A 19794-nucleotide genomic window follows, 5' to 3' on the forward strand; every position below is an offset into this window, starting at 1 on the left:
ACGCGCCGCCGGGTGCGCTCACTCCGAGGGTAGAGCAGCCCTCGGACGCGACGTGCACAGCCACCCCGTGAACGATGACGTTTCGATAACGGTTGCCGCAGCGGGGCGGCAGTGAAACGGCGAACGCCCGCCCTCCGAAGAGGACGGGCGTTCGTCAGAGGAGGATCAGGCCTCGGCCGGCGCCTCGGCGGCCGCGTCGCCGGCGGGAGCCGACTCCTCGACCACGGGCTCGAGCGACAGCTTGCCGCGGTCGTCGATCTTGGTGATGCGGACCAGGATCTTCTGACCGACACCGAGGACGTCCTCGACGTTCTCGACACGCTTGCCGCCCGCGAGCTTGCGGACCTCGCTGACGTGCAGCAGGCCGTCCTTGCCGGGCAGGAGCGAGACGAACGCACCGAAGGTCGCGATCTTGACGACCGTGCCCAGGAACTGCTCGCCGACCTCGGGGTTGGTCGGGTTGGCGATGGCGTTCACCTGCGCCCGCGCGGCCTCGGCCGAGGGACCGTCGACGGCGCCGATGTACACCGTGCCGTCGTCCTCGATCGAGATCTGCGCGCCGGTCTCGTCCTGGATCGCGTTGATCGTCTTGCCCTTGGGGCCGATCAGCTCGCCGATCTTGTCGACCGGGATCTGGACGCTGATGACACGCGGCGCGGTGGGCGCCATCTCGTCGGGCGCGTCGATGGCCGAGTTCAGGACGTTCAGGATCGTGAGGCGGGCATCCTTCGCCTGCGTCAGCGCGGCGGCGAGCACCGACGACGGGATGCCGTCGAGCTTCGTGTCGAGCTGGATCGCGGTGATGAACTCGCTCGTGCCGGCGACCTTGAAGTCCATGTCGCCGAGGGCGTCCTCGGCGCCGAGGATATCGGTCAGCGCGGCGTAGCGCGTCTGGCCGTCGACCTCGTCGGTCACGAGGCCCATCGCGATGCCGGCGACGGGTGCGCGCAGCGGCACACCGGCGTTCAGCAGCGACAGGGTCGAGGCGCACACCGAGCCCATCGACGTCGAGCCGTTGGAGCCGAGCGCCTCGGACACCTGGCGGATCGCGTACGGGAACTCCTCGCGGCTCGGCAGCACGGGCACGAGGGCGCGCTCGGCCAGGAAGCCGTGCCCGATCTCGCGACGCTTCGGGCTGCCGACACGGCCGGTCTCACCGGTCGAGTAGGGCGGGAAGTTGTAGTGGTGCATGTAGCGCTTGCTCGTCGTGGGCGACAGCGAGTCGATCTGCTGCTCCATCTTGAGCATGTTCAGAGTGGTGACACCCAGGATCTGGGTCTCGCCGCGCTGGAAGATCGCCGAGCCGTGGACGCGCGGGATGACCTGCACCTCGGCGTCGAGCGGACGGATGTCGGCCAGCCCGCGGCCGTCCATGCGGACGCCCTCGGAGAGGATGCGGCCGCGGACGACGACCTTCGTCACCGACTTGTACGCGGCGGAGAACTCGATCGGCGCGCCGGCGGGCAGCTGCTCCGCCTCGACGGCCGCGATGAGCTCCGCCTTGACGCGGTCCTTCACGGCGTCGTCGGCAGCCTGACGCTCCTGCTTGTCGGCGATCTGGTACACGTTCACCAGGTCGTCGTAGGCGCGGCCGGCCACGAAGTCGTAGACCTCGGAGCTGTACGGCGGGAAGACGGGGTAGACGCCCGGCTCGCGCGAGGACTCGGCGGCCATCTGCGCCTGCGCCTCGACGAGCTGCTTGAGGAACGGCTTGGCGGCCTCGAGGCCACCGGCGACGATGTCCTCGCTCGGCTTGACGGCGCCGCCCTTGATGAGGTTCCACGAGTTCTCGGTGGCCTCGGCCTCGACCATCATGATCGCGACGTCGCCGTCGGGCAGGACGCGACCGGCGACCATGAGGTCGAATACGGCCTCCTCGACCTGCTTCTGGTTCGGGAACGCGACCCACTGGTCGGCGTGCTCGCCGTGACCGGGGATGAGCGCGAGGCGCACACCGGCGATCGGGCCCGAGAACGGCAGACCCGAGATCTGCGTCGACGCGGAGGCCGCGTTGATCGCGAGGGCGTCGTAGTACTCGCCGGGCGCGATGGACAGCACCGTCACGACGATCTGGACCTCGTTGCGGAGGCCGTCGACGAACGACGGACGCAGCGGCCGGTCGATGAGGCGGCAGACGAGGATCGCCTCCGTCGAGGGACGACCCTCGCGACGGAAGAACGAGCCGGGGATCTTGCCCGCCGCGTACGAACGCTCTTCGACGTCGACGGTCAGCGGGAAGAAGTCGAAGCCCTCACGGGGGTGCTTGCCGGCGCTGGTGGCCGACAGGAGCATCGTCTCCTCGTCGAGGTAGGCGGCGACGGCGCCCTGCGCCTGCTGGGCGAGGCGTCCGGTCTCGAACCGGACAATGCGGGTGCCGAAGCGTCCGTTGTCGAGGACGGCTTCGGCGGCGGTGATTTCAGGACCTTCCAAGAGGTCTCTCCTTCTTTGTTTAGACTCGCACGCGCGTTTCGCGAGCGAGATCGTGCGAAGGAGCAGGAACAGGCAGATATGGGCGCGCGGAGAATCCGCGAGGACCGCCTGCGCTGGCCACCAGTCGAAGACCACCATCCGCGGGAACGGGATGGGAATCCACCACAGGGGACCAGCTTCCTGCCGGGCCTGCTCCATGAGCTCACTGTGAAGTTGAGCGGATGCCGCGATGAGGACCGCGGGCAACCCGGCCCAGCCTATCAGCGGACCCTTCGGAGTGCGTATCGTGGCGGCATGAGCGACGACGAGAAGACCGCGGACGCGGCATCCGAAGACATGAAGCGGAAGTTCCGCGAGGCGCTCGAGAAGAAGAACGCGCAGAGCCGGAAGGGTGAAGCCCACCTGGACGGGGACTCCGCCGTGCACGGGACGCACGGCGCCGTCACCAAGCGCGAGTTCCGACGCAAGAGCGGCTGAGCCCGAACGGCCCGACATGACGGCGGGCCCGGACGCCTTCTGGCTGTCCGGGCCCGCCGCGTTCGTGTCGCGTCAGTGCGAGGCCACCTCCGCGCGGCGCCGAGCGCGCTCCTCCTTGGCCGCTGCCTCGTCGAGGGCGGCGTCGCCGAGGCCCGTCGTGTCGACGGCGCCGGTGTCGTCCGAGACGCCGTGACCCGTGAGCCTCGACTCGTCGAAGGGTCGCTGCCCCGCGAGCACCGCGGCGACCTGCTCGCGGTCGATCTGCTTCGTCCACGTGCCGATGAGGAGCGTCGCGACCGCGTTGCCGGTGAAGTTCGTGAGCGCACGGCCCTCGGACATGAACCGGTCGATGCCGACGATGACGCCGACGCCGTTGACGAGGTCGGGGCGGTAGGCCTGCAGACCGCCCGCGAGGGTCGCCAGGCCCGCACCGGTGACACCGGCAGCACCCTTGGAGGCGATGATCATGAAGACCAGGAGACCGATCTGCTCGGGGATCGACATCGGCGCGCCCATGCCGGCGGCGATGAACAGCGACGCCATCGTGAGGTAGATCGCGGTGCCGTCGAGGTTGAACGAGTACCCGGTGGGGACCGTGATGCCCACGACGGGCTTGGAGACGCCGAGGTGCTCCATCTTGGCGATCAGGCGCGGCAGGGCCGACTCGCTCGAGGAGGTGCCCACGATGAGCAGGTACTCGCGGCCGAGGTACTTCATCACCTGGAAGATGTTGATGCGGGCGACGGCGTACAGGAGCGTTCCGAGGACGCCGACGATGAACACGATGCAGGTGATGTAGAAGGCGATCATCAGAAGGCCGAGGCTCAGGATCGCCGCGACACCGGTCTTGCCGACGACGGCGGCGATGGCGCCGAACGCACCGATCGGGGCGAGCCAGAGGATCATGCCGAGGATGCGGAAGACGAGGGCCTGGAGGTTCTTGACCGCGTTCATGATGGGCTCGCCCTTGGCGCCCATCTTCTGCAGGGCGAAGCCGACGAGCAGAGCGATGAACAGGACCTGGAGGACGCTCTCGCCGGTGAAGGCCGAGAAGAAGGTGGTCGGGATGATGCTGAGGATGAACTCCGTCGTCGTCTTCGCCTCGGGCAGCGAACCGGTGTCGTAGGTCGCGCTCTGCATGTTGAGGCCCTCACCCGGGTGGATGATGTTGCCGACCACGAGACCGATCCCCAGAGCGAAGGTCGACATCGCCATGAAGTAGAGGAGCGCGAGGCCGCCGATGCGACCGACGGTGGCCGCCTTGGCGATGGAGCCGACCCCGACGACGATCGTGCAGAAGATGATCGGCGCGATCATCATCTTGATGAGGTTGACGAACGCTTTGCCGACCGGTTCCAGCTCGACGGCGAAGTTCGGCCAGAGGAGACCGACGACGCAGCCGAGGACCACCGCGATGATCACCGAGACGTACAGCCAGGTGTGCTTGTCCCAGGCCTGCTTGCCGCGGCGGGGGTTGTATCCGGGGAGCCGGAACGAGGTTGTGAGGGCCATGATCTCTCCTGCGTGACAGTCTTTGTCGTGAGCCGACGGCGGTGTCGACGAGGATCAGCGTGCGCCTCGCGGACCGGCATCCGCCGTTGTGGTCGTATTGTTCGCAGAACGGCGAGAGGAGTGCAGGGTGGCGCGACCCCGACCGACGAGCGCGGCATCCCGCGTCTTCGTCGCCGTCTCGGCCGCCGTCGTCGTCCTCTCCCTCGCGATGGCGGGGATCCTGCTCTGGGAGGGCCAGCGCGCCGTCCGCGCGGAGGCCGAGCGGGTGACGCGGGCGGTGGCCGAGACGATCGCCGACAGCGCCGGCGTCGTCGACGCCCTTGCGCAGGGGGACCGCGCCGCGGCGTCGCGCGTCCTGCAGCCCGTGATCGAGGCGATCATCGCCGACGCCGGCGTCGACTTCGTGACCGTGATGGACCCCTCCGGCATCCGGATCACCCATCCTGACCCGGCTCGGATCGGCGAGCGCTACCTCGGGACCATCCCCGAGGGCACCGCGACCCTCACGGAGGAGTTCACCGGGACCCTGGGGCCGTCCGTCCGGACGATCGTGCCGGTCGTCTCGGACGGCGAGGTCGTGGGGCGAGTGTCGGTGGGCGTCACGATCGGATCGATCGCCGAGACGCTCGGCCCGCGCGTCCTGGTGGCGGTCGGCATCGCGGTGGTCCTCGCCGCGGCGGGGCTCGCCGGAGCCATCCTCGCCCGGCGGGCGACCCGGCGGGTCACCGGAGACCTCCCCGCCGGCGCCGTGCGCGACGCCGTCTCGTCGTACGAGTCCATGCGCACCCTCGGGGAGGCGCTCCGGGCGCAGACGCACGAGCACGGCAACAGGCTGCACACGGCCATCGCCCTGCTCGAACTGGGCCGCACGAGCGAGGCGATCGAGATCCTGTCGGAGGACGCCCGGCAGAGCCAGTTGCTCGTCGATCAGGTCGCGGCCCGCCGCGAGGGCGACCCGACGGTGGGCGCCCTGCTGCTCGGCAAGGCGTCGCAGGCCGCCGAGCGCGGTGTCGAGTGGCGCGCGCGCATCGACGCCGACGCGCCGCGATCGGTGCTCTCCCCCGTCGACGCGGTGTCGATCGTCGGAAACCTCATCGACAATGCGCTGGATGCCGCGGCGTCCGGCGCCGCGCCGCGGTGGGTGGACGTGCGCATGACCCGCACCGCGGAGGACGAGCTCGCCGTCGAGGTCGCCGACAGCGGGGACGGCATCCCGGCCGAGATCACGGACCGCATCTTCGCGCACGGCTTCTCGACGAAACCCGCGGGCGAGCTCGGCCGCGGCGTGGGCCTCGCCCTCGTGCGCTCGATCGTGCAGGAGGCCCAGGGCACGATCTCGGTGAAGTCCGATCCGACGACGTTCCGCGTCATCCTCCCCCGGAGGAACGGATGATCGGCGTCCTGGTCGTCGACGACGACGCCCTCACGCTCGAACTCCACCGGCACTACGTCGAGCGGCTGGACGGCTTCGAGGTCGTCGCCGAGTGCACGGGCGCACGCGCCGCCGTCGCCGCCCTGCTCGACAGTCCCCGCGCCGCCGACATCGACCTCGTCCTGCTCGACATGACGATGCCGGACGGCTCGGGCCTCGATGTCCTCCGCCACTTGCGCGCCCGAGCCGGGACGGTCGACGTCATCGCGATCACGTCGGTCCGCGATGCGGAGGTGGTGCGACAGGCGATCACGCTCGGCGCGGTGCAGTACCTCGTCAAACCCTTCACGTTCGGCGACTTCCAGGATCGGATGCAGCAGTACCGCCGCTTCCGCGACCAGGTGTCGCAGACGGCGGGCGCGGCGACGCAGGCCGAGATCGACGCGATGCTCGGGACCCTGCGCACCGCGCCCGCGCCGACACTGCCGAAGGGGCTGTCGCCCGAGACCCTCGGCCGCGTGAGCGCGCTGCTGCGGACAGGGCCGGCGTCGGCGCGGGAGGCGGCGGACCGGCTCGGGATGTCGCGGGTCGCCGCGCGGCGATACCTGGAGCACCTCGCCGAGGCGGGCCGGGTCGAGCGGGTGCAACGGTACGGGACCCCGGGTCGCCCCGAGACGGAGTACCGCTGGAAGCAGTGAGCGGCGCCGTTCAGCGCTGCACGCCGGCCCGCCCGCCGGGACGGCCGACCAGGACGTAGTCCGGGACCTTCGCCGTCAGCCCGTCCCCGGCCGTCCGGCCCCGCAGCCGGCGCCACACCCACGGCAGCGCATCGCGGCGCAGCCACGAGCCGGCCGGGGGCTCCTCGTCGACGTGGAACGCCTCGTCGAGACCGGCGAGCGCCTCGGCGTCGGGCATGCCGAGCGCCTCGGCGGCGCGATAGGCGACGTAGCGATGCCCCCGCGAGCGCAGGTGCACCTTGTCGTCGGCCCAGAGCTCGACGCGCGACAGCTCGGGGAGGGCCGCGAGGTCGAGGAGGATCGCGCCGGTGCGCGCGGCCGCCCGGCGCAGGTGCGCGTTGTAGACGGCGAAGCGTCGGGTGAACACGCCCGCCGCCCACCTGTCCGGGAGGAAGACCGTCGCAAGCAGCACGTCGCACCCCGCATCGCGGAGGCGGGTCACGGCGTCCTCCACCTGCGCGGCCAGCGCGACCGGGTCGCACCGCACCTGCGTGAGGTCGTTGGCGCCGATCAGCACCGACACCAGGTCGGGGCGCATCTCGAGACAGCGGGGCAGCTGCTCCTCGACGAGGTGCGCGACGCGGCGACTGCGGACGGCCAGGTTCGCGTAACGGAAGGCAGGACGCTCCCCGCCGCTCAGCGCCAGCAGGTGCGCGAGCCGGTCGGCCCATCCGCGGAACGCTCCCCGCGGCATGCGGGACGCATCGCACAGGCCCTCGGTGATCGAGTCCCCCAGCGCGACGTATCGGGACCAGGAGCGCCCGTCCGCGGCGCCCGGGGCGGCGACGTCCGGGCGGGGCCACGCGAGGGCCCGGCGCCCGGCATCCGTCCGGTGCAGCATCGCAGCACGGTCGTAATGCTCGACGAGGCGGTCCGCGAGCGCCTCCCAGGTGCGTCCCGACACCGCGTCGCGGGCGGCGCGGGCGAAGGCGCGCCGCTTCGCGCCGTCGCCGGCGAGGTCGGCGACCCGCGCGCGCAGGTCGTCCGCGTCGCCCGGGCGGTAGAGCCACCCGTCGACGCTGCTGCGGACGAGGTCGACGGGACCGCCGGCCCCCGTCGCCACGACCGGGACGCCGCTGGCCTGCGCCTCCTGGATCGTCTGGCCGAAAGTCTCGCTCTCGCCGGGGTGGACGAAGACGTCGAACGACGCGAGCGCGGTCGCCAGCGCGTCGCCGTCGAGGTGGCCGAGGAAGACCGCGTCCGGCAGGAGCTGCTCGAGGACCGGTCGCGCAGGCCCGTCCCCGACGATGACGAGACGGATGCCGGGGATCCCCCGCAGCGCGGCGAGGTCCTCCACCTGCTTCTCGGGAGCCAGCCTCCCCACGTACCCGACGATCACCTCGCCGGGGGCGACGCTCCGCCGCCACCGCTCGTCGCGTCGGTTCGGCGTGAACCGCGCACCGTCGACGCCGCGTCCCCACAGCGCGACGCGGTCGACGCCGAACCCCTCGAGCTGCGCGCGCGCCGACGCGGAGGGGGCGAGGGTGAGGGTCGCACGGCGGTGCAGCCGGCGCACGTGCGCCTCGGCCAGGGCGGCCCCCTGCGGGAGCCCGTACCTCCCCGCGTACGAGACGACGTCGGTCTGGTACACGGCGACGCTCGGCAGCCGGCGCGCCTCCGCGGCGAGCAGCCCCTGCCACCCGAGCAGGAACGGCGAGGCGAGGTGGACCACGTCCGCGTCGAAGCGGGCGAGGTCGCGGGCGAGCGAGGCGACCGGTGGCACGGCGAGACGGACGGCGGGGTACCGCGGCAGCGGGACGGACGGCACGGCGCGGCCCGGCATCCCGAGCTCCCGGCGTCCGGCGGCGGGCGCGATGACGAACACGTCGTGCCCGCGTCGTTCGAGATGATCCCGGATCTGCAGGACGGATCCGGTGACCCCATTCATGTGCGGGAGGAAGGACTCGGTGACGACCGCGACTCTCACAGCACCAGGGTGACGGGCGGCGGAGCCCTGACACAGCGCGGAAGGCCCGGATCGCGGAGTGTTCATCCACCCCTCCCCGCGCGTCCACCGACCGGTTCCGCGCCGTCCCCCGTTCGCGCGTCGTTCACCCCCGCCTGCTACACAGGCGCCGTGTTCGCCGATCTGCTGACGAGCGTCGCGGCGGGCCCGTGGGCGCTGCCGGCGCTCTTCGCCCTCGTCCTCGCCGACGCCGTCCTCGTCGTCGTCCCGGGCGAGGTGGCCGTCACCGCGGCGGGAGCGCTCGCAGCCGCCACCGGGACGCCCCCGCTCGCCGCCGTCGTCGCGGTGGCCGCCGTCGCCGCCTTCTGCGGCGACGCGCTCTGCTACGGCGTGGGACGGTTCGCCGGCGTGGAGCGGTGGGGATGGATGCGGCACCGCCGCATCCATGCCGCGTTCGAGTGGGCGGGAGCCCGCCTGTCGCGCGGGACGGCGACGGTGGTGTTCACAGCGCGGTTCATCCCCTTCGCGCGGCTCGCGGTCAACCTCACCGCGGGAGCGACGAGGGTGCCCGCGGCCCGGTACCTGGGTGCGGTCGCGGTCGCGGCGACCGTCTGGGCGCTCTACCAGGCGGTTGTGGGTGCCGCTGTCGGCGGTCTCCTGCCGGGGAGCCCCGCGCTGGCCGTCATCGTCTCCATCGCCGTTGCGATCATCCTGGGCGTGACGATCGACGCGGCGGCGGCCCGCTGGACGGGCCGCCGCTCACGCTGACAGGGTCACTCCCCCGTGAGACCACCGAGCAGGTGACCGAACGAGCCGCCCTTGCCGAGGTAGGACTCGGGGTCGAACGGGTCGAGCGTCTCGCCGGCCGGGCGCCGCGTCACAGCATCCGCCAGTTCCCGTGCGCCGCGCTCGATGCGAGCCGACAGCGGCGAGACGTCGTCGGCGCGGGCACCCCAGTCCGAGGACGCGGCGAACACACCGGTCGAGACCGCCTCGGCGTGCAGGTAGGCGAACAGCGGACGGATCGCGTAGTCGATCGCGAGCGAGTGCCGCGCCGTCCCCGCGTTCGCCCCGATGAGGACGGGCTTGCCCTGCAGCGCGTCGGGGTCGAGCACGTCGATGAACGACTTGAACAGGCCCGAGTAGCTCGTCGAGAAGATCGGCGTCACGACGATGAGCGCGTCGGCCGACACGACCGTGTTGATCATCGTCTCGAGGGCGGGCGGGGCGAACCCGGTGAGGAGGTTGTTCGTGATGTCGTGCGCATACTCGCGCAGCTCGAAGGTGTCGACGGATGCCTCCACCCCCCGCTCCCGCAGGTCCGCGAGCACGGCGGTCGCCAGCTTGTCGGCGAGCATCCGCGTCGACGACGGGTTCGAGAGCCCCGCCGAGACGACCGCGATGCGACGGGCGGTCATCGAGCACCGCCCAGACCGAACGCGGCGCCGACGGGAGCCGGGGTGTCCTGGTACGGGCTCGGGCCGGAGAGGTTGTCGCCGCGGTTCGCGCGCGGGCGGGCCTCACGGACCGGACCGTCACCGTACGTGGCGGCCACCCGCGCCGCGTGGGTGGGGGCATCGGGGACGATGGCCGGCCGATCCTTCGCCAGCTCCTTGCGGAGCACCGGCACGACCTCGCCGCCGAGGAAGTCGAGCTGCTCGAGCACGGTCTTCAACGGAAGCCCCGCGTGATCGACGAGGAAGAGCTGACGCTGGAAGTCGCCGAACAGGTCGCGCATGCCTGCGTACCGGTCGATCACCTGCTGCGGCGAACCGACGGTGAGCGGCGTCATCTCGGTGAAGTCCTCCATCGACGGGCCGTGGCCGTAGACGGGGGCGTTGTCGAAGTACGGGCGGAACTGCGCGACGGCATCCTGCGAGTTCTTCGCCATGAACGCCTGACCGCCGATGCCGACGATCGCCGTCTCGGGAGCCCCGTGGCCGTAGTGCTCCCAGCGCTGACGGTAGAGGCCGATCAGGCGCTGGTAGTGCTCGGCGGGCCAGAAGATGTTGTTCGCGAAGAAGCCGTCGCCGTAGTACGCGGCCTGCTCGGCGATCTCGGGCGTGCGGATCGAGCCGTGCCACACGAAGGGCGGCACACCGTCGAGCGGCCGCGGCGTCGAGGTGAAGCCCTGCAGCGGCGTGCGGAACGTGCCCTCGAAGTCGACGACGTCCTCACGCCACAGCTTGTGGAGCAGGGCGTAGTTCTCGATCGCGAGCGGCACGCCCTGACGGATGTCCTTGCCGAACCAGGGGTAGACGGGACCGGTGTTGCCGCGCCCGAGCATGAGGTCCATGCGACCGCCCGACAGGTGCTGCAACATCGCGTAGTCCTCAGCGATCTTCACGGGATCGTTCGTCGTGATGAGCGTCGTCGAGGTCGAGAGGATGAGGCGCTCGGTCTGCGCCGCGATGTACGCGAGCGTCGTCGTCGGCGAGGACGACCAGAACGGCGGGTTGTGGTGCTCGCCGATGGCGAAGACGTCGAGGCCGACCTCTTCGGCGTGCTTGGCGATCTCGACGGTCGCCGCAATGCGCTCTCGCTCGCTCGGCGTGTGACCCGTGGTGGGGTCCTGCGTGATGTCGGTGACGGTGAAGATGCCGAACTGCACCCCGGGCCAGGTGGTGGTGCTGCTGGTGTCGCTCACGGTGTCCCTCTCGATTCCCGGACGGATCGCGCCCGATTCATGCAAGTGAATATACCGGTGTCAACGCCGTGGTGTCCACGTTATTCCCGCGGGTACTCTGGCCCGGATGAGTACCGCCGCCGCGGGCCGCACCCGCCGCATCCCGATCTGGGACAACGCCCGGGCCGCCTGCATCCTGCTCGTCGTCCTCGGGCACGCCATCCAGCGACTGACGTACGACTCGGACATCGCGCAGAGCCTCTACTTCCTGATCTACGCGTTCCACATGCCGGCGTTCGCGCTCATCTCGGGCTACTTCTCGCGCTCCGACCCGCCGAGCAGACGACGGATGACCCGTCTCCTCACCGACATCGTCGTGCCGTACGTGATCTTCGAGGGCCTGTGGACGCTGACGAAGTTCCTCGTCGAGGGCCAGGCGAACCCGAACCTCACCCAGCCGTCGTGGACCCTCTGGTTCCTGCTCGCCCTCGCCATCTTCCGGCTCGTGCTGCCGTACCTCGCACTGCTCCGGATGCCGCTGCTCTGGACGCTCGTCATCTCGATCACGGCGGGCTACTTCCCCAACGTGGACGCGACGCTGTCGCTCTCGCGCACGCTCGGGCTGCTGCCGTTCTTCACCCTGGGATGGTGGCTCAGCCATCACCGCATCCTCGAACGCCACGGGCTGCTGCAGCGACGGAGACTGTCGTTGCGTCTGGCCGCCGCGGCGATCCTCGCCGCCGCCGGCGTCTGCGCGTGGGTGTTCGTCGGCCCGCTGAAGGAGATGAACCTCAGCCAGTGGCTCTTCTACGAGGAGAACTACGTCGATCTCGTCGGATGGCAGTGGTGGGCGGGCGGCGTGCGACTGCTGCTCATGGCCCTCGCGCTCGTGCTCAGCGTCTCGTTCTTCGCACTCATCCCCCGCGGCCAGTACCGCTGGACCTCGATCGGACGGTACACGATGTACGTCTACCTCCTGCACTCCTTCGTGCTCTACCCGTTCCGGGAATCGGGGGTGCTGCGCGGACTCGATCCGACGTGGCTGTGGCTGCCGCTCGTCGCCCTCCTGTCGGTGGCGATCACGGTGCTCCTGGCGTCCCGACCGGTCCGCCGCGTCTTCCGCCCGCTGATCGAACCGCGCCCCGGATGGCTCTTCGCCGACCCCGACCTCACGCGGAGCGACGGACGGCGCAACGACCCGACGGGGTCGCGGCGGCCGGGCGCGCCGAGCGGGACGCCCAGTACCTGAGAGGAGTCAGGCGGGGGCGAACGACAGGCCGAACGCCGCGGCGACGCCCTCGTTGACGACCCGCCCCGCTCGCACGTTCAGTCCCTTGGCCAGCGCGGGATCGGCCGCCGATGCGGCATCCCACCCCTTGTCGGCGAGCGCCGTGACGTAGGGCAGCGTTGCGTTCGTGAGGGCGCGCGTGGAGGTCTCGGGCACCGCGCCGGGCATGTTCGCGACGCAGTAGTACACGGCGTCGTGGACGGCGAACGTGGGGTCGTCGTGCGTGGTCGGACGCGAACCCTCGAAGCAGCCGCCCTGGTCGATCGCGATGTCGACGAGGACCGCGCCCGCCTTCATGCCCGCCACCATGTCGAGCGTGACGAGCTTCGGCGCCGCCGCACCCGGGATGAGGACCGATCCGATGACGAGATCAGCGGATGCCACCTGCTCCGCGATCTCGTACCGGCTGGAGGCGCGGGTGTGCAGGCCGGCATACCGTTTCTCGAGCTCACGCAGCCGCGGCAGCGAGACATCGATGACGGTGACGTTCGCACCCATCCCGAGGGCGTTCGCCGCCGCGTGCTCGCCGGCCACCCCGCCGCCGATGACGACGACCTTTGCCTTCGGCGTCCCGGCGACCCCGCCCAGGAGGGTGCCGCGGCCGCCTGCGGCACTCATGAGCGTGTGCGCGCCGACGGTGATGGAGATCCGGCCGGCGACCTCGCTCATGGGCGACAGGAGGGGCAGCGACCGATCCGCGGCCTGCACGGTCTCGTACGCCACGGCGGTGGTTCCCGCCGCAATGAGGGCGTCGGTGAGCGGTCGGTCCGCGGCCAGGTGGAGGTAGGCGAAGAGGGTGAGGTCGCCCCGGAGGTGACCGTACTCGGCGGCGATGGGCTCCTTGACCTTCACCACGAGCTCGGTGTCGCCCCAGGTCGATTCGGCGTCCGGCGTGATCGTCGCACCGGCCGCCGCGAAGGCGTCGTCGGAGAGGCGGGAGCCCGCGCCGGCCCCGGACTGCACGAGGACCTCATGACCGCGGGAGACGAGGGCGTCCACACCGGCGGGGGTGATCGCCACCCGGTTCTCGTTGTTCTTGATCTCAGTGGGGACCCCGATGCGCATGGCGGCACGCTCCTCGTCGGCGAGTGATGTGGATTCATCCTGCAGATGATTCGTGACGAACGTGTGACAACGGAACATCCTTCGGTGAAGATGGCCTGGGGACGGAAGAAGGAGACGGAATGACGGCTATTTCGCACGACCGGGCGAAGGATCTTCGACCCGCCGTCGACCTCGACGAGGTCGATCGTTCGATCGTCGACGCCCTCGCCGCCGATGCGCGGCTCACGAACGCGGAACTCGCCGCCCGCATCGGGGTGGCACCGTCGACCGCGCACGCCCGCACCCGCGCGCTGGTGGAGCGCGGGGTCCTCACCGGCTTCCACGCGAGCGTGGACCAGCGGGTCGTCGGTGCGGGACTCCAGGCGATGGTGCACGTGACGCTGCGACCCGGCTCGCGCCACGAGAGCATCACGGAGTTCGCCCACGAGGTGCGCGGGCTCCCCCAGGTCATCCAGATGTTCTTCCTCGGCGGGTCGGACGACTTCCTCATCCACATCGCCGTCGCGGACTCCAGCGAGGTGCGGGCCTTCGTCGTCGAGCACCTCTCCGCGCAGCGCAGCGTCGCGAACACCCGGACGAGCATCATCTTCGACTACCACCGCAATCGCGTCGCCGCCCCGTTCCACTGAGCCGGTAACGACCCGCAACATTGGGCGGCACGCCGGGGCGGCCTGCTTATCCTCGGACCATGTCCGCTCAGAGCCTCCCCGTCCTCGACCTCTCACTGCTCGATCAGGGGCCCGAGGCCGCCGACGCGTTCCGTGCCGAACTGCGCCGGGTCACCCACGAGGTCGGGTTCTTCTACCTCACCGGCACGGGCGTCTCCCCCGAACTCGAGGCCCGCCTCCACCGCGCCGCGCGCACCTTCTTCGCGCTGCCCGACGAGGCGAAGCTCGAGATCGAGAACGTGAAGAGCCCGCACTTCCGCGGGTACACGCGTATCGGCGGCGAGCGCACGCAGGGCCTCGTGGACTGGCGCGAGCAGATCGACATCGGACCGGAGCGCCCGGCGGTGACCGACCCGGACGCCCCCGCCTACGCCGCGCTCGTCGGACCCAACCTGTGGCCGAGCGCCCAGCCCGAACTCCGCGGGATCGCCGAGGAGTGGACGACGATCCTGTCGGACGTGGCCCGGACGCTCCTGCGCGCGTGGGCCGAGGCCCTCGGCGCACCCGCGACCTACTTCGACGACCACTTCGGCGAGGCGCAGACCCTGCTCAAGATCGTCCGCTACCCGGGGTCCGCTGCGCCCGAGCCCCAGCAGGGCGTCGGTGCGCACAAGGATGCGGGTGTCGTCACGCTGCTGTGGGTCGAGCCCGGCAAGGGCGGCCTGCAGGTCGAGCGCGACGGCGAATGGATCGACGCACCCGCCGTTCCGGGATCCTTCGTCGTCAACATCGGCGAACTGCTCGAACACGCCACCGGCGGGTACCTCACCGCGACCAACCATCGCGTCGTCTCGCCCCGGGCACCCGAGGACCGCATCTCGGTCCCGTTCTTCTTCAACCCGTCACTCGACGCCGAGCTGCCCGCGATCGACCTCCCGGCCGACCTGGCCGCGCAGGCGCGCGGGGTGTCGCAGGACCCGCGCAACCCCATCCACGGGCTCCACGGCGAGAACGCGCTCAAGTCGCGGCTGCGGGCGCACCCGGACGTCGCCGCGATCTGGCACCCCGACCTCGTCGCCGCGCGGGCCTGATCCGGAACGACGAAGGCCGCCCCACACCGTGGGGCGGCCTTCTCAAGAATGTTTTGCGCGATTGAACGCTGGGTGCGGTGCCTTATCGACGGAGGCCGAGGCGCTCGATGAGCGAGCGGTAACGGTTGATGTCGACGTCCTGGAGGTAGCCCAGGAGACGGCGGCGCTGACCGACGAGCAGGAACAGCCCACGACGCGAGTGGTGGTCGTGCTTGTGCTCCTTGAGGTGCTCGGTGAGGTCCTTGATGCGCTGCGTCAGCATCGCGACCTGCACCTCGGGGGATCCGGTGTCACCGGGGTGCGTCGCGTACTCTTCGATGATCGCCTTCTTGACGTCTGCTTCCAGTGCCATAGGTGATCCCCTTCCTCTTCGTTGCGCGGCGCCCGACGCCTGATGCGTGGGCTCTCTTTATCCGCGGCCGATCGAACGGCAACCACAGGAGTCTACACGACGGGGACCGAGGTCACCGCCCGCCGTCAGTAGCGCGAGGTCACACCGAGGTACTCGTCCAGCGTGAGGCCGGTCTTCTTCAGATGCGTCGCCACCCCCGTGCCGACGTACCGCAGGTGCCACGGCTCCCAGCGGTAGCCGGTCACCTTCTCCTCGCCTCGGGGGTACCGCACGATGAAGCCGTACCGATGCGCGTTCGCGGCCACCCACCGGCCGGCGCGGGTCTCGCCCCAGGACTGCGAGATCGAATTGACGTCGATGGCCAAACCGGTCTGATGCTCGCTGTGGCCGGGTCGCGCCGAGCGCCGTTCGGCCTCCGCCCTGCCGTGCTGACGGACCTTGCTCGCGAAGACGCTCTGCTGCGAGGCGTAGGAGCGGAAGCCCGAGATGATCGAGAGCGAGACGCCGTCCTTCCTGGCGTCGGCCCGCATCCTCGCCCAGGCGCTCGTCAGCTCCGGACGGAGCCCGTTGCCGTAGGAGGACGGCAACGGGATCGACTTGTTCACGATCAGGATGCCGCGGATGTACATCGGCTTGCCGGGGGCGACGGTGCGGACCGCGGGCGACCCCGCGGAACGCCACTGCGCGGTCGTCACCGGGGTCAGATAGCCGTCCATGCGGTGGAGGATCGAGGACCCCGTCGACAGGCGCACGAACGAATCGCCGGGGATCCGCGAGCGGATGGTCGTCTTGGGGCGGCCCGCCCGCGCGTACTCGGCCGCGCTGAGCGCTTCGACGGTGTCGATGCTCCGGTCGCCGGTCGAGGTCGGCCACGTGACGAGGCCGTAGACGATCGGGGACCATGCCGTCTTGGCGTAGACGACCGGAGCGCGCGCCACCTGCGGCTTCCCGGCGCGCCGGTACTCCGCGGCCGTGATCACCCGGTGCGATCCGTTCGTGCGGACGAAATGCACGGCGGGCGACCAGGCGGCGCGGTACCAGCCGCCGGCCACCACGGAGCCCGCGCGCGGCGAACCCGCCGCGCGCCGCTCCGCCGACGTCATCTTCTTCGTCTTCCCGTCGGGCGTGCGCGCGTAAAGGTCCGACGGCCCGGACTGGTAGCGGAAGTAGCGCGTCGTCGGCACATGTCCCATCAGGCGGACCTTCGGCGAGCCGGCGCTCACGAACGACGTCCGATCGAGCGCGACGACCTTGTCGACACCGCGGTCGTCCGTGCCGTCCGGCCAGGTGATCAGTGCGTACACCTGAGGGGACCACGTCACCCGCCCATAGGTGACGGGAAGGGTGCGGATGCGGGGACTCCCAGCGGCCTTCCACTGCTCCCTCGACAGCGCGGTGACGCTGCCGTCCGTCCGGGTGCGGTAGACCCGCGGGTCGGTGGACCACGGCGTGCGGTAGTAGCCGTGGACCGTGACCGCCGGGGACGGGGATGCCGTCGGTGTCGGGGTGGGTGTCGGTGCCTGGGTCGGCGTGGGCGAGGGCGTGCCGGTGGGCGCCGCGGTCTGCGCCGATGCCGCGCCGGGCGTCAGGACCACGGTCAGCGCGAGTACCGCCGCGGCGAGCACCGCCGTCCACCGTGCCCGCGGGCGTTCGTTCCCCATGGTGCTCACCTTAGGGCAGAGCCCGGGCGCACGTGTGGCCCGACCGAGGAACGGCCGGGCCACACGTGAGACGTCGGATCAGGCGACGTCGAGCAGATCGATGATGAAGATCAGCGTCTTGCCGCCGAGGAAGTGTCCACCGGCGGGACCGTACGCGAGGTGCGGCGGGATGACGAGTTCACGCCGGCCGCCCACCTTCATCCCCGGGATCCCGTCCTGCCATCCCTGGATCAGGCCGCGGAGCGGGAACTGGATGCTCTCGCCGCGGTTCCAGGACGAGTCGAACTCCTCACCGGAGAGGTACTCGACGCCCACGTAGTGGACAGTGACGGTGTCGCCGGGCTTCGCCTCGGCACCGTCCCCCTCGATCAGGTCGCGGACGACCAGGTCAGCGGGTGCGGGACCCTGAGGCGCGTCGATCTCGGGCTTGGTGCGGTCTGCAGTCATGAGTCCATCCAACCCGAGGCGCTCTCCGTGGTCAAAGCCGTCAGGCCTGGACGGAACCCTGGAGGTCGAGCTCGATGGTGACGTCCTTGCCGACGAGCACGCCGCCGGTCTCGAGCGCCGCGTTCCAGGTCAGACCGAAGTCCTCGCGGTTGATGACGGTCTTCGCCGTCGCACCCGCCTTGTAGTTGCCCCACGGGTCGGTGCCGAAGCCACCGAAGTCGACCTCGAAGGTGACGGGCTTGGTGACGTCCTTGATCGTGAGGTCGCCGTCGACGAGGAAGTCGCCGCCCTCGACGCGCACACCGGTCGACGTGAAGGTGATCTCGGGGTAGGTCTCGACGTCGAAGAAGTCGGCGCTGCGGAGGTGACCGTCGCGGCCCTCGTCCTTGGTGTCGAGCGATGCCGCGTCGACCTTCGCCTCGAGAGTGGCCTCGAGCGGGTTCTCCGGGGCGACGAGGGTCGCCTCCTTGACGTTGAAGTGGCCACGGACCTTCGAGATCATCATGTGGCGGACGCTGAAGCCGACCTCGCTGTGCGAGGCGTCGAGGATCCAGGTCCCCGCCTTGTAGCCAGGGATGTCGAGGGTCGCGGTGGAGTCGGTCATGGTGGTCCTTCGTCTGGGGGTCCGGAGTGCTCCGGCGGTCGAGAGGGCAAAACGTCGCCGCATCCGATCCTATTCCCCTGAATGGAAAAACCTGCCGCGGGCGGGGGTCTTGACAGCGTCGGGAGTGAGCGGGATCATTTCTCCAAGCCAACTCAGCGCCCGGAAGACTCGCAGGCATCGCCGCGGCACCGGGCGCTGAGTCTTTTCTCCGGCAGTCCCCTCAGCGGGCGAGGACGTCGGCTCGGGCCCGCGTGGCGCGCTCGAGGTAAACGCGCTCGTCGACGGCGGCCGCAGGGTCGCGGCCGGTCACCACGCGCTGCCGCGCGGCGGCCAGCGAGGTCGCCTCGGCGATGAAGCGCCGCATCGCCGCGGACCGGTCCCCCGGCAGCGTCCGCGCCCAGGCGACCGCACGCGCGCGACCGGCGCGGGTCGCCAGCATGTCGACCTCGCCGGGCGAGAACCACCCCGCCGCGGCGTAGTCGCCGAGTCGCGCGCGGGTCAACCGTGCCTCCTCGCGTCGCAGCAGGACGACACCGACGATGAACAGCACGAACAGCGGTACCTGGAGTGTCGTGTAGAGGGCGAAGAAGTCGGCGAACACGGCGGAACCGTTCCAGAGGGCGTGCAGAGCGATGGCCCCGACGATTCCGAGGAGCCACCGCGGTGCCGCCGCGGAGCCGCGGAGCCCGATCCGCGCGGCCCGGCCGAGCGCGTACCCCGTCACTGCCGTGAACATCACGTGCGCGAACGGCGACAGGACCCCACGGAGGAAGAACGTGTAGGCGGCGCTCTCGACACCCTCGGTGATGAGGCTGTCGGCGAAGTAGAGGATGTTCTCCGTGAAGGCGAACCCCGCCCCGACGAGGGCGCCGTAGACGACACCGTCCACCGGTCCGTCGAAGGCGCGGCGCGCGGCGACGAAGACGAGCAGCACCCCCGCGCCCTTGGCGAGCTCCTCCACGATCGGCGCCTGCACGACAGCCGACAACGTCTCCGGCACCTGCGGGACGACGAGACCGATGACGAGGTCGACCGCCAGGGTGAGGGCGACGGATGCCACCGCCCCCCACGCGAGCGCGAACACCACCAGGCCGCTGGGCTCCGGCTCCCAGCGGTCGATGATCCGGACCGCGACCAGGACGAGCGCGAGCGGGACGAGCGCCAGGACCCCCGCGACGACCGCGGCGACGGGGCCGAGGAAGGTCAGGAAGTAGGCCGCGAGGCCGAGCGCCACCAAGACGAGCACGATGCCCACGATCCAGAGGATCGTCCGCCCGGCTCCCGGCGTGGGCACGGGCAGGTCCCGGCGCGGCGGACCCGGCGGGGGCGTCGCCGGCATCGAATGGGTCGGCTGCGCTAGGGCGTGTTGATCAAGAGGTTGCGCTCCTCGGTGGGTGAGTCTTGAACGGTGACGCGACAGGAGATCTCTGACGAGGTGTGGGCCGTGATGGAGCCGTTGATGCCGACGGTGACCGGTCGGTCGCGGCCGTGGACGGATCACCGGCTCGCTATCGAGGGGATGGCGTGGAAGTACCGGACCGGTGCGCCGTGGCGTGACGTTCCGGAACGGTTCGGGAAGTGGAACTCGATCTACAAGCGGTTCAACCGGTGGGCCGGG

At 70.7% G+C, this 19794-nt stretch carries 19 protein-coding genes; 8 read left to right on the forward strand and 11 right to left on the reverse strand.

Translation table 11 applies throughout. The features are described from left to right. Positions 1–165: 165 nt before the first annotated feature. Entirely contained in the window at positions 166–2430 is a 2265-nt protein-coding gene (locus tag ACPEH2_RS14955) for a polyribonucleotide nucleotidyltransferase (protein ID WP_359920868.1), read from the reverse strand. 294 nt (positions 2431–2724) lie between these two features. On the opposite strand from ACPEH2_RS14955, the gene ACPEH2_RS14960 reads away from it, so the two are divergent. After that, positions 2725–2907, forward strand: coding sequence for a DUF5302 domain-containing protein (locus tag ACPEH2_RS14960; protein ID WP_064003169.1), 183 nt, complete (start codon positions 2725–2727; stop codon positions 2905–2907). A gap of 72 nt (positions 2908–2979) precedes the next feature. Here ACPEH2_RS14960 and ACPEH2_RS14965 read toward each other — a convergent pair whose 3' ends face one another. Continuing rightward, positions 2980–4419 carry a cation:dicarboxylate symporter family transporter gene (locus ACPEH2_RS14965; protein ID WP_359920760.1) on the reverse strand — a complete coding sequence of 480 codons (1440 nt, stop codon included), beginning with the start codon at positions 4417–4419 and terminating at the stop codon, positions 2980–2982. Positions 4420–4546: 127 nt separating this feature from the next. On the opposite strand from ACPEH2_RS14965, the gene ACPEH2_RS14970 reads away from it, so the two are divergent. After that, positions 4547–5812: a sensor histidine kinase gene (locus tag ACPEH2_RS14970; RefSeq protein ID WP_253034299.1), complete on the forward strand. Its 1266-nt coding sequence runs from the start codon at positions 4547–4549 to the stop codon at positions 5810–5812. Further along, positions 5809–6489: a response regulator gene (locus tag ACPEH2_RS14975; protein WP_311289757.1), complete on the forward strand. Its 681-nt coding sequence runs from the start codon at positions 5809–5811 to the stop codon at positions 6487–6489. The genes ACPEH2_RS14970 and ACPEH2_RS14975 overlap by 4 nt, the downstream gene beginning before the upstream one ends. Positions 6490–6499: 10 nt before the next feature. On the opposite strand, the gene ACPEH2_RS14980 is transcribed toward ACPEH2_RS14975, so the two are convergent. Continuing rightward, on the reverse strand, positions 6500–8455 hold the full coding sequence (locus tag ACPEH2_RS14980; RefSeq protein WP_359920757.1) for a glycosyltransferase: 1956 nt from the start codon (positions 8453–8455) through the stop codon (positions 6500–6502). A 150-nt stretch (positions 8456–8605) separates the two neighbouring features. Here ACPEH2_RS14980 and ACPEH2_RS14985 point away from each other — a divergent pair, with 150 nt between their 5' ends. Beyond that, positions 8606–9202: a DedA family protein gene (locus ACPEH2_RS14985; RefSeq protein WP_359920754.1), complete on the forward strand. Its 597-nt coding sequence runs from the start codon at positions 8606–8608 to the stop codon at positions 9200–9202. A gap of 5 nt (positions 9203–9207) precedes the next feature. On the opposite strand, the gene ACPEH2_RS14990 is transcribed toward ACPEH2_RS14985, so the two are convergent. After that, positions 9208–9852 (reverse strand): FMN reductase, encoded by a 645-nt coding sequence (locus tag ACPEH2_RS14990; RefSeq protein ID WP_064003163.1) that lies wholly within the window; start codon positions 9850–9852, stop codon positions 9208–9210. Continuing rightward, positions 9849–11045, reverse strand: coding sequence for an LLM class flavin-dependent oxidoreductase (locus tag ACPEH2_RS14995; RefSeq protein WP_359920866.1), 1197 nt, complete (start codon positions 11043–11045; stop codon positions 9849–9851). The genes ACPEH2_RS14990 and ACPEH2_RS14995 overlap by 4 nt, the downstream gene beginning before the upstream one ends. 142 nt (positions 11046–11187) lie before the next feature. Here ACPEH2_RS14995 and ACPEH2_RS15000 point away from each other — a divergent pair, with 142 nt between their 5' ends. Beyond that, the gene (locus ACPEH2_RS15000; protein ID WP_359920751.1) at positions 11188–12309 is read left to right on the forward strand and encodes an acyltransferase family protein; all 1122 of its coding nucleotides are present in this window, start codon (positions 11188–11190) and stop codon (positions 12307–12309) included. Between the two features lie 6 nt (positions 12310–12315). Here the strand turns inward: ACPEH2_RS15000 and ald are convergent, their stop codons facing one another. Continuing rightward, the gene (gene ald / locus ACPEH2_RS15005) at positions 12316–13413 is read right to left on the reverse strand and encodes an alanine dehydrogenase (protein WP_359920748.1); all 1098 of its coding nucleotides are present in this window, start codon (positions 13411–13413) and stop codon (positions 12316–12318) included. Between the two features lie 119 nt (positions 13414–13532). Here ald and ACPEH2_RS15010 point away from each other — a divergent pair, with 119 nt between their 5' ends. Further along, a complete protein-coding gene (locus tag ACPEH2_RS15010; protein WP_311289751.1) occupies positions 13533–14042 on the forward strand; it encodes an Lrp/AsnC family transcriptional regulator in 510 nt (169 codons plus the stop codon). Between the two features lie 59 nt (positions 14043–14101). Then, the gene (locus ACPEH2_RS15015) at positions 14102–15112 is read left to right on the forward strand and encodes an isopenicillin N synthase family dioxygenase (protein ID WP_217531399.1); all 1011 of its coding nucleotides are present in this window, start codon (positions 14102–14104) and stop codon (positions 15110–15112) included. 82 nt (positions 15113–15194) lie between these two features. On the opposite strand, the gene rpsO is transcribed toward ACPEH2_RS15015, so the two are convergent. The 5 genes from rpsO to ACPEH2_RS15040 all read right to left on the reverse strand — a co-directional run bounded on the left by rpsO (position 15195) and on the right by ACPEH2_RS15040 (position 19515). After that, positions 15195–15464: a 30S ribosomal protein S15 gene (rpsO, locus tag ACPEH2_RS15020; RefSeq protein ID WP_018187174.1), complete on the reverse strand. Its 270-nt coding sequence runs from the start codon at positions 15462–15464 to the stop codon at positions 15195–15197. A gap of 125 nt (positions 15465–15589) precedes the next feature. Continuing rightward, positions 15590–17125 carry a M15 family metallopeptidase gene (locus ACPEH2_RS15025; protein WP_359920744.1) on the reverse strand — a complete coding sequence of 512 codons (1536 nt, stop codon included), beginning with the start codon at positions 17123–17125 and terminating at the stop codon, positions 15590–15592. Positions 17126–17203: 78 nt separating this feature from the next. Next, positions 17204–17572 (reverse strand): FKBP-type peptidyl-prolyl cis-trans isomerase, encoded by a 369-nt coding sequence (locus ACPEH2_RS15030; RefSeq protein WP_064003158.1) that lies wholly within the window; start codon positions 17570–17572, stop codon positions 17204–17206. Between the two features lie 40 nt (positions 17573–17612). Further along, entirely contained in the window at positions 17613–18176 is a 564-nt protein-coding gene (locus tag ACPEH2_RS15035; RefSeq protein ID WP_064003157.1) for a YceI family protein, read from the reverse strand. Positions 18177–18396: 220 nt separating this feature from the next. Then, a complete protein-coding gene (locus ACPEH2_RS15040) occupies positions 18397–19515 on the reverse strand; it encodes a PrsW family intramembrane metalloprotease (RefSeq protein WP_423719023.1) in 1119 nt (372 codons plus the stop codon). 69 nt (positions 19516–19584) lie between these two features. Here ACPEH2_RS15040 and ACPEH2_RS15045 point away from each other — a divergent pair. After that, a partial coding sequence (locus tag ACPEH2_RS15045; protein ID WP_423719024.1) for a transposase occupies positions 19585–19794 on the forward strand: 210 nt, incomplete at its 3' end.

It is taken from the genome of Microbacterium sp. NPDC064942 (genome assembly GCF_049545525.1).
Taxonomy (GTDB): Bacteria; Actinomycetota; Actinomycetes; order Actinomycetales; family Microbacteriaceae; genus Microbacterium; species Microbacterium gawkjiense.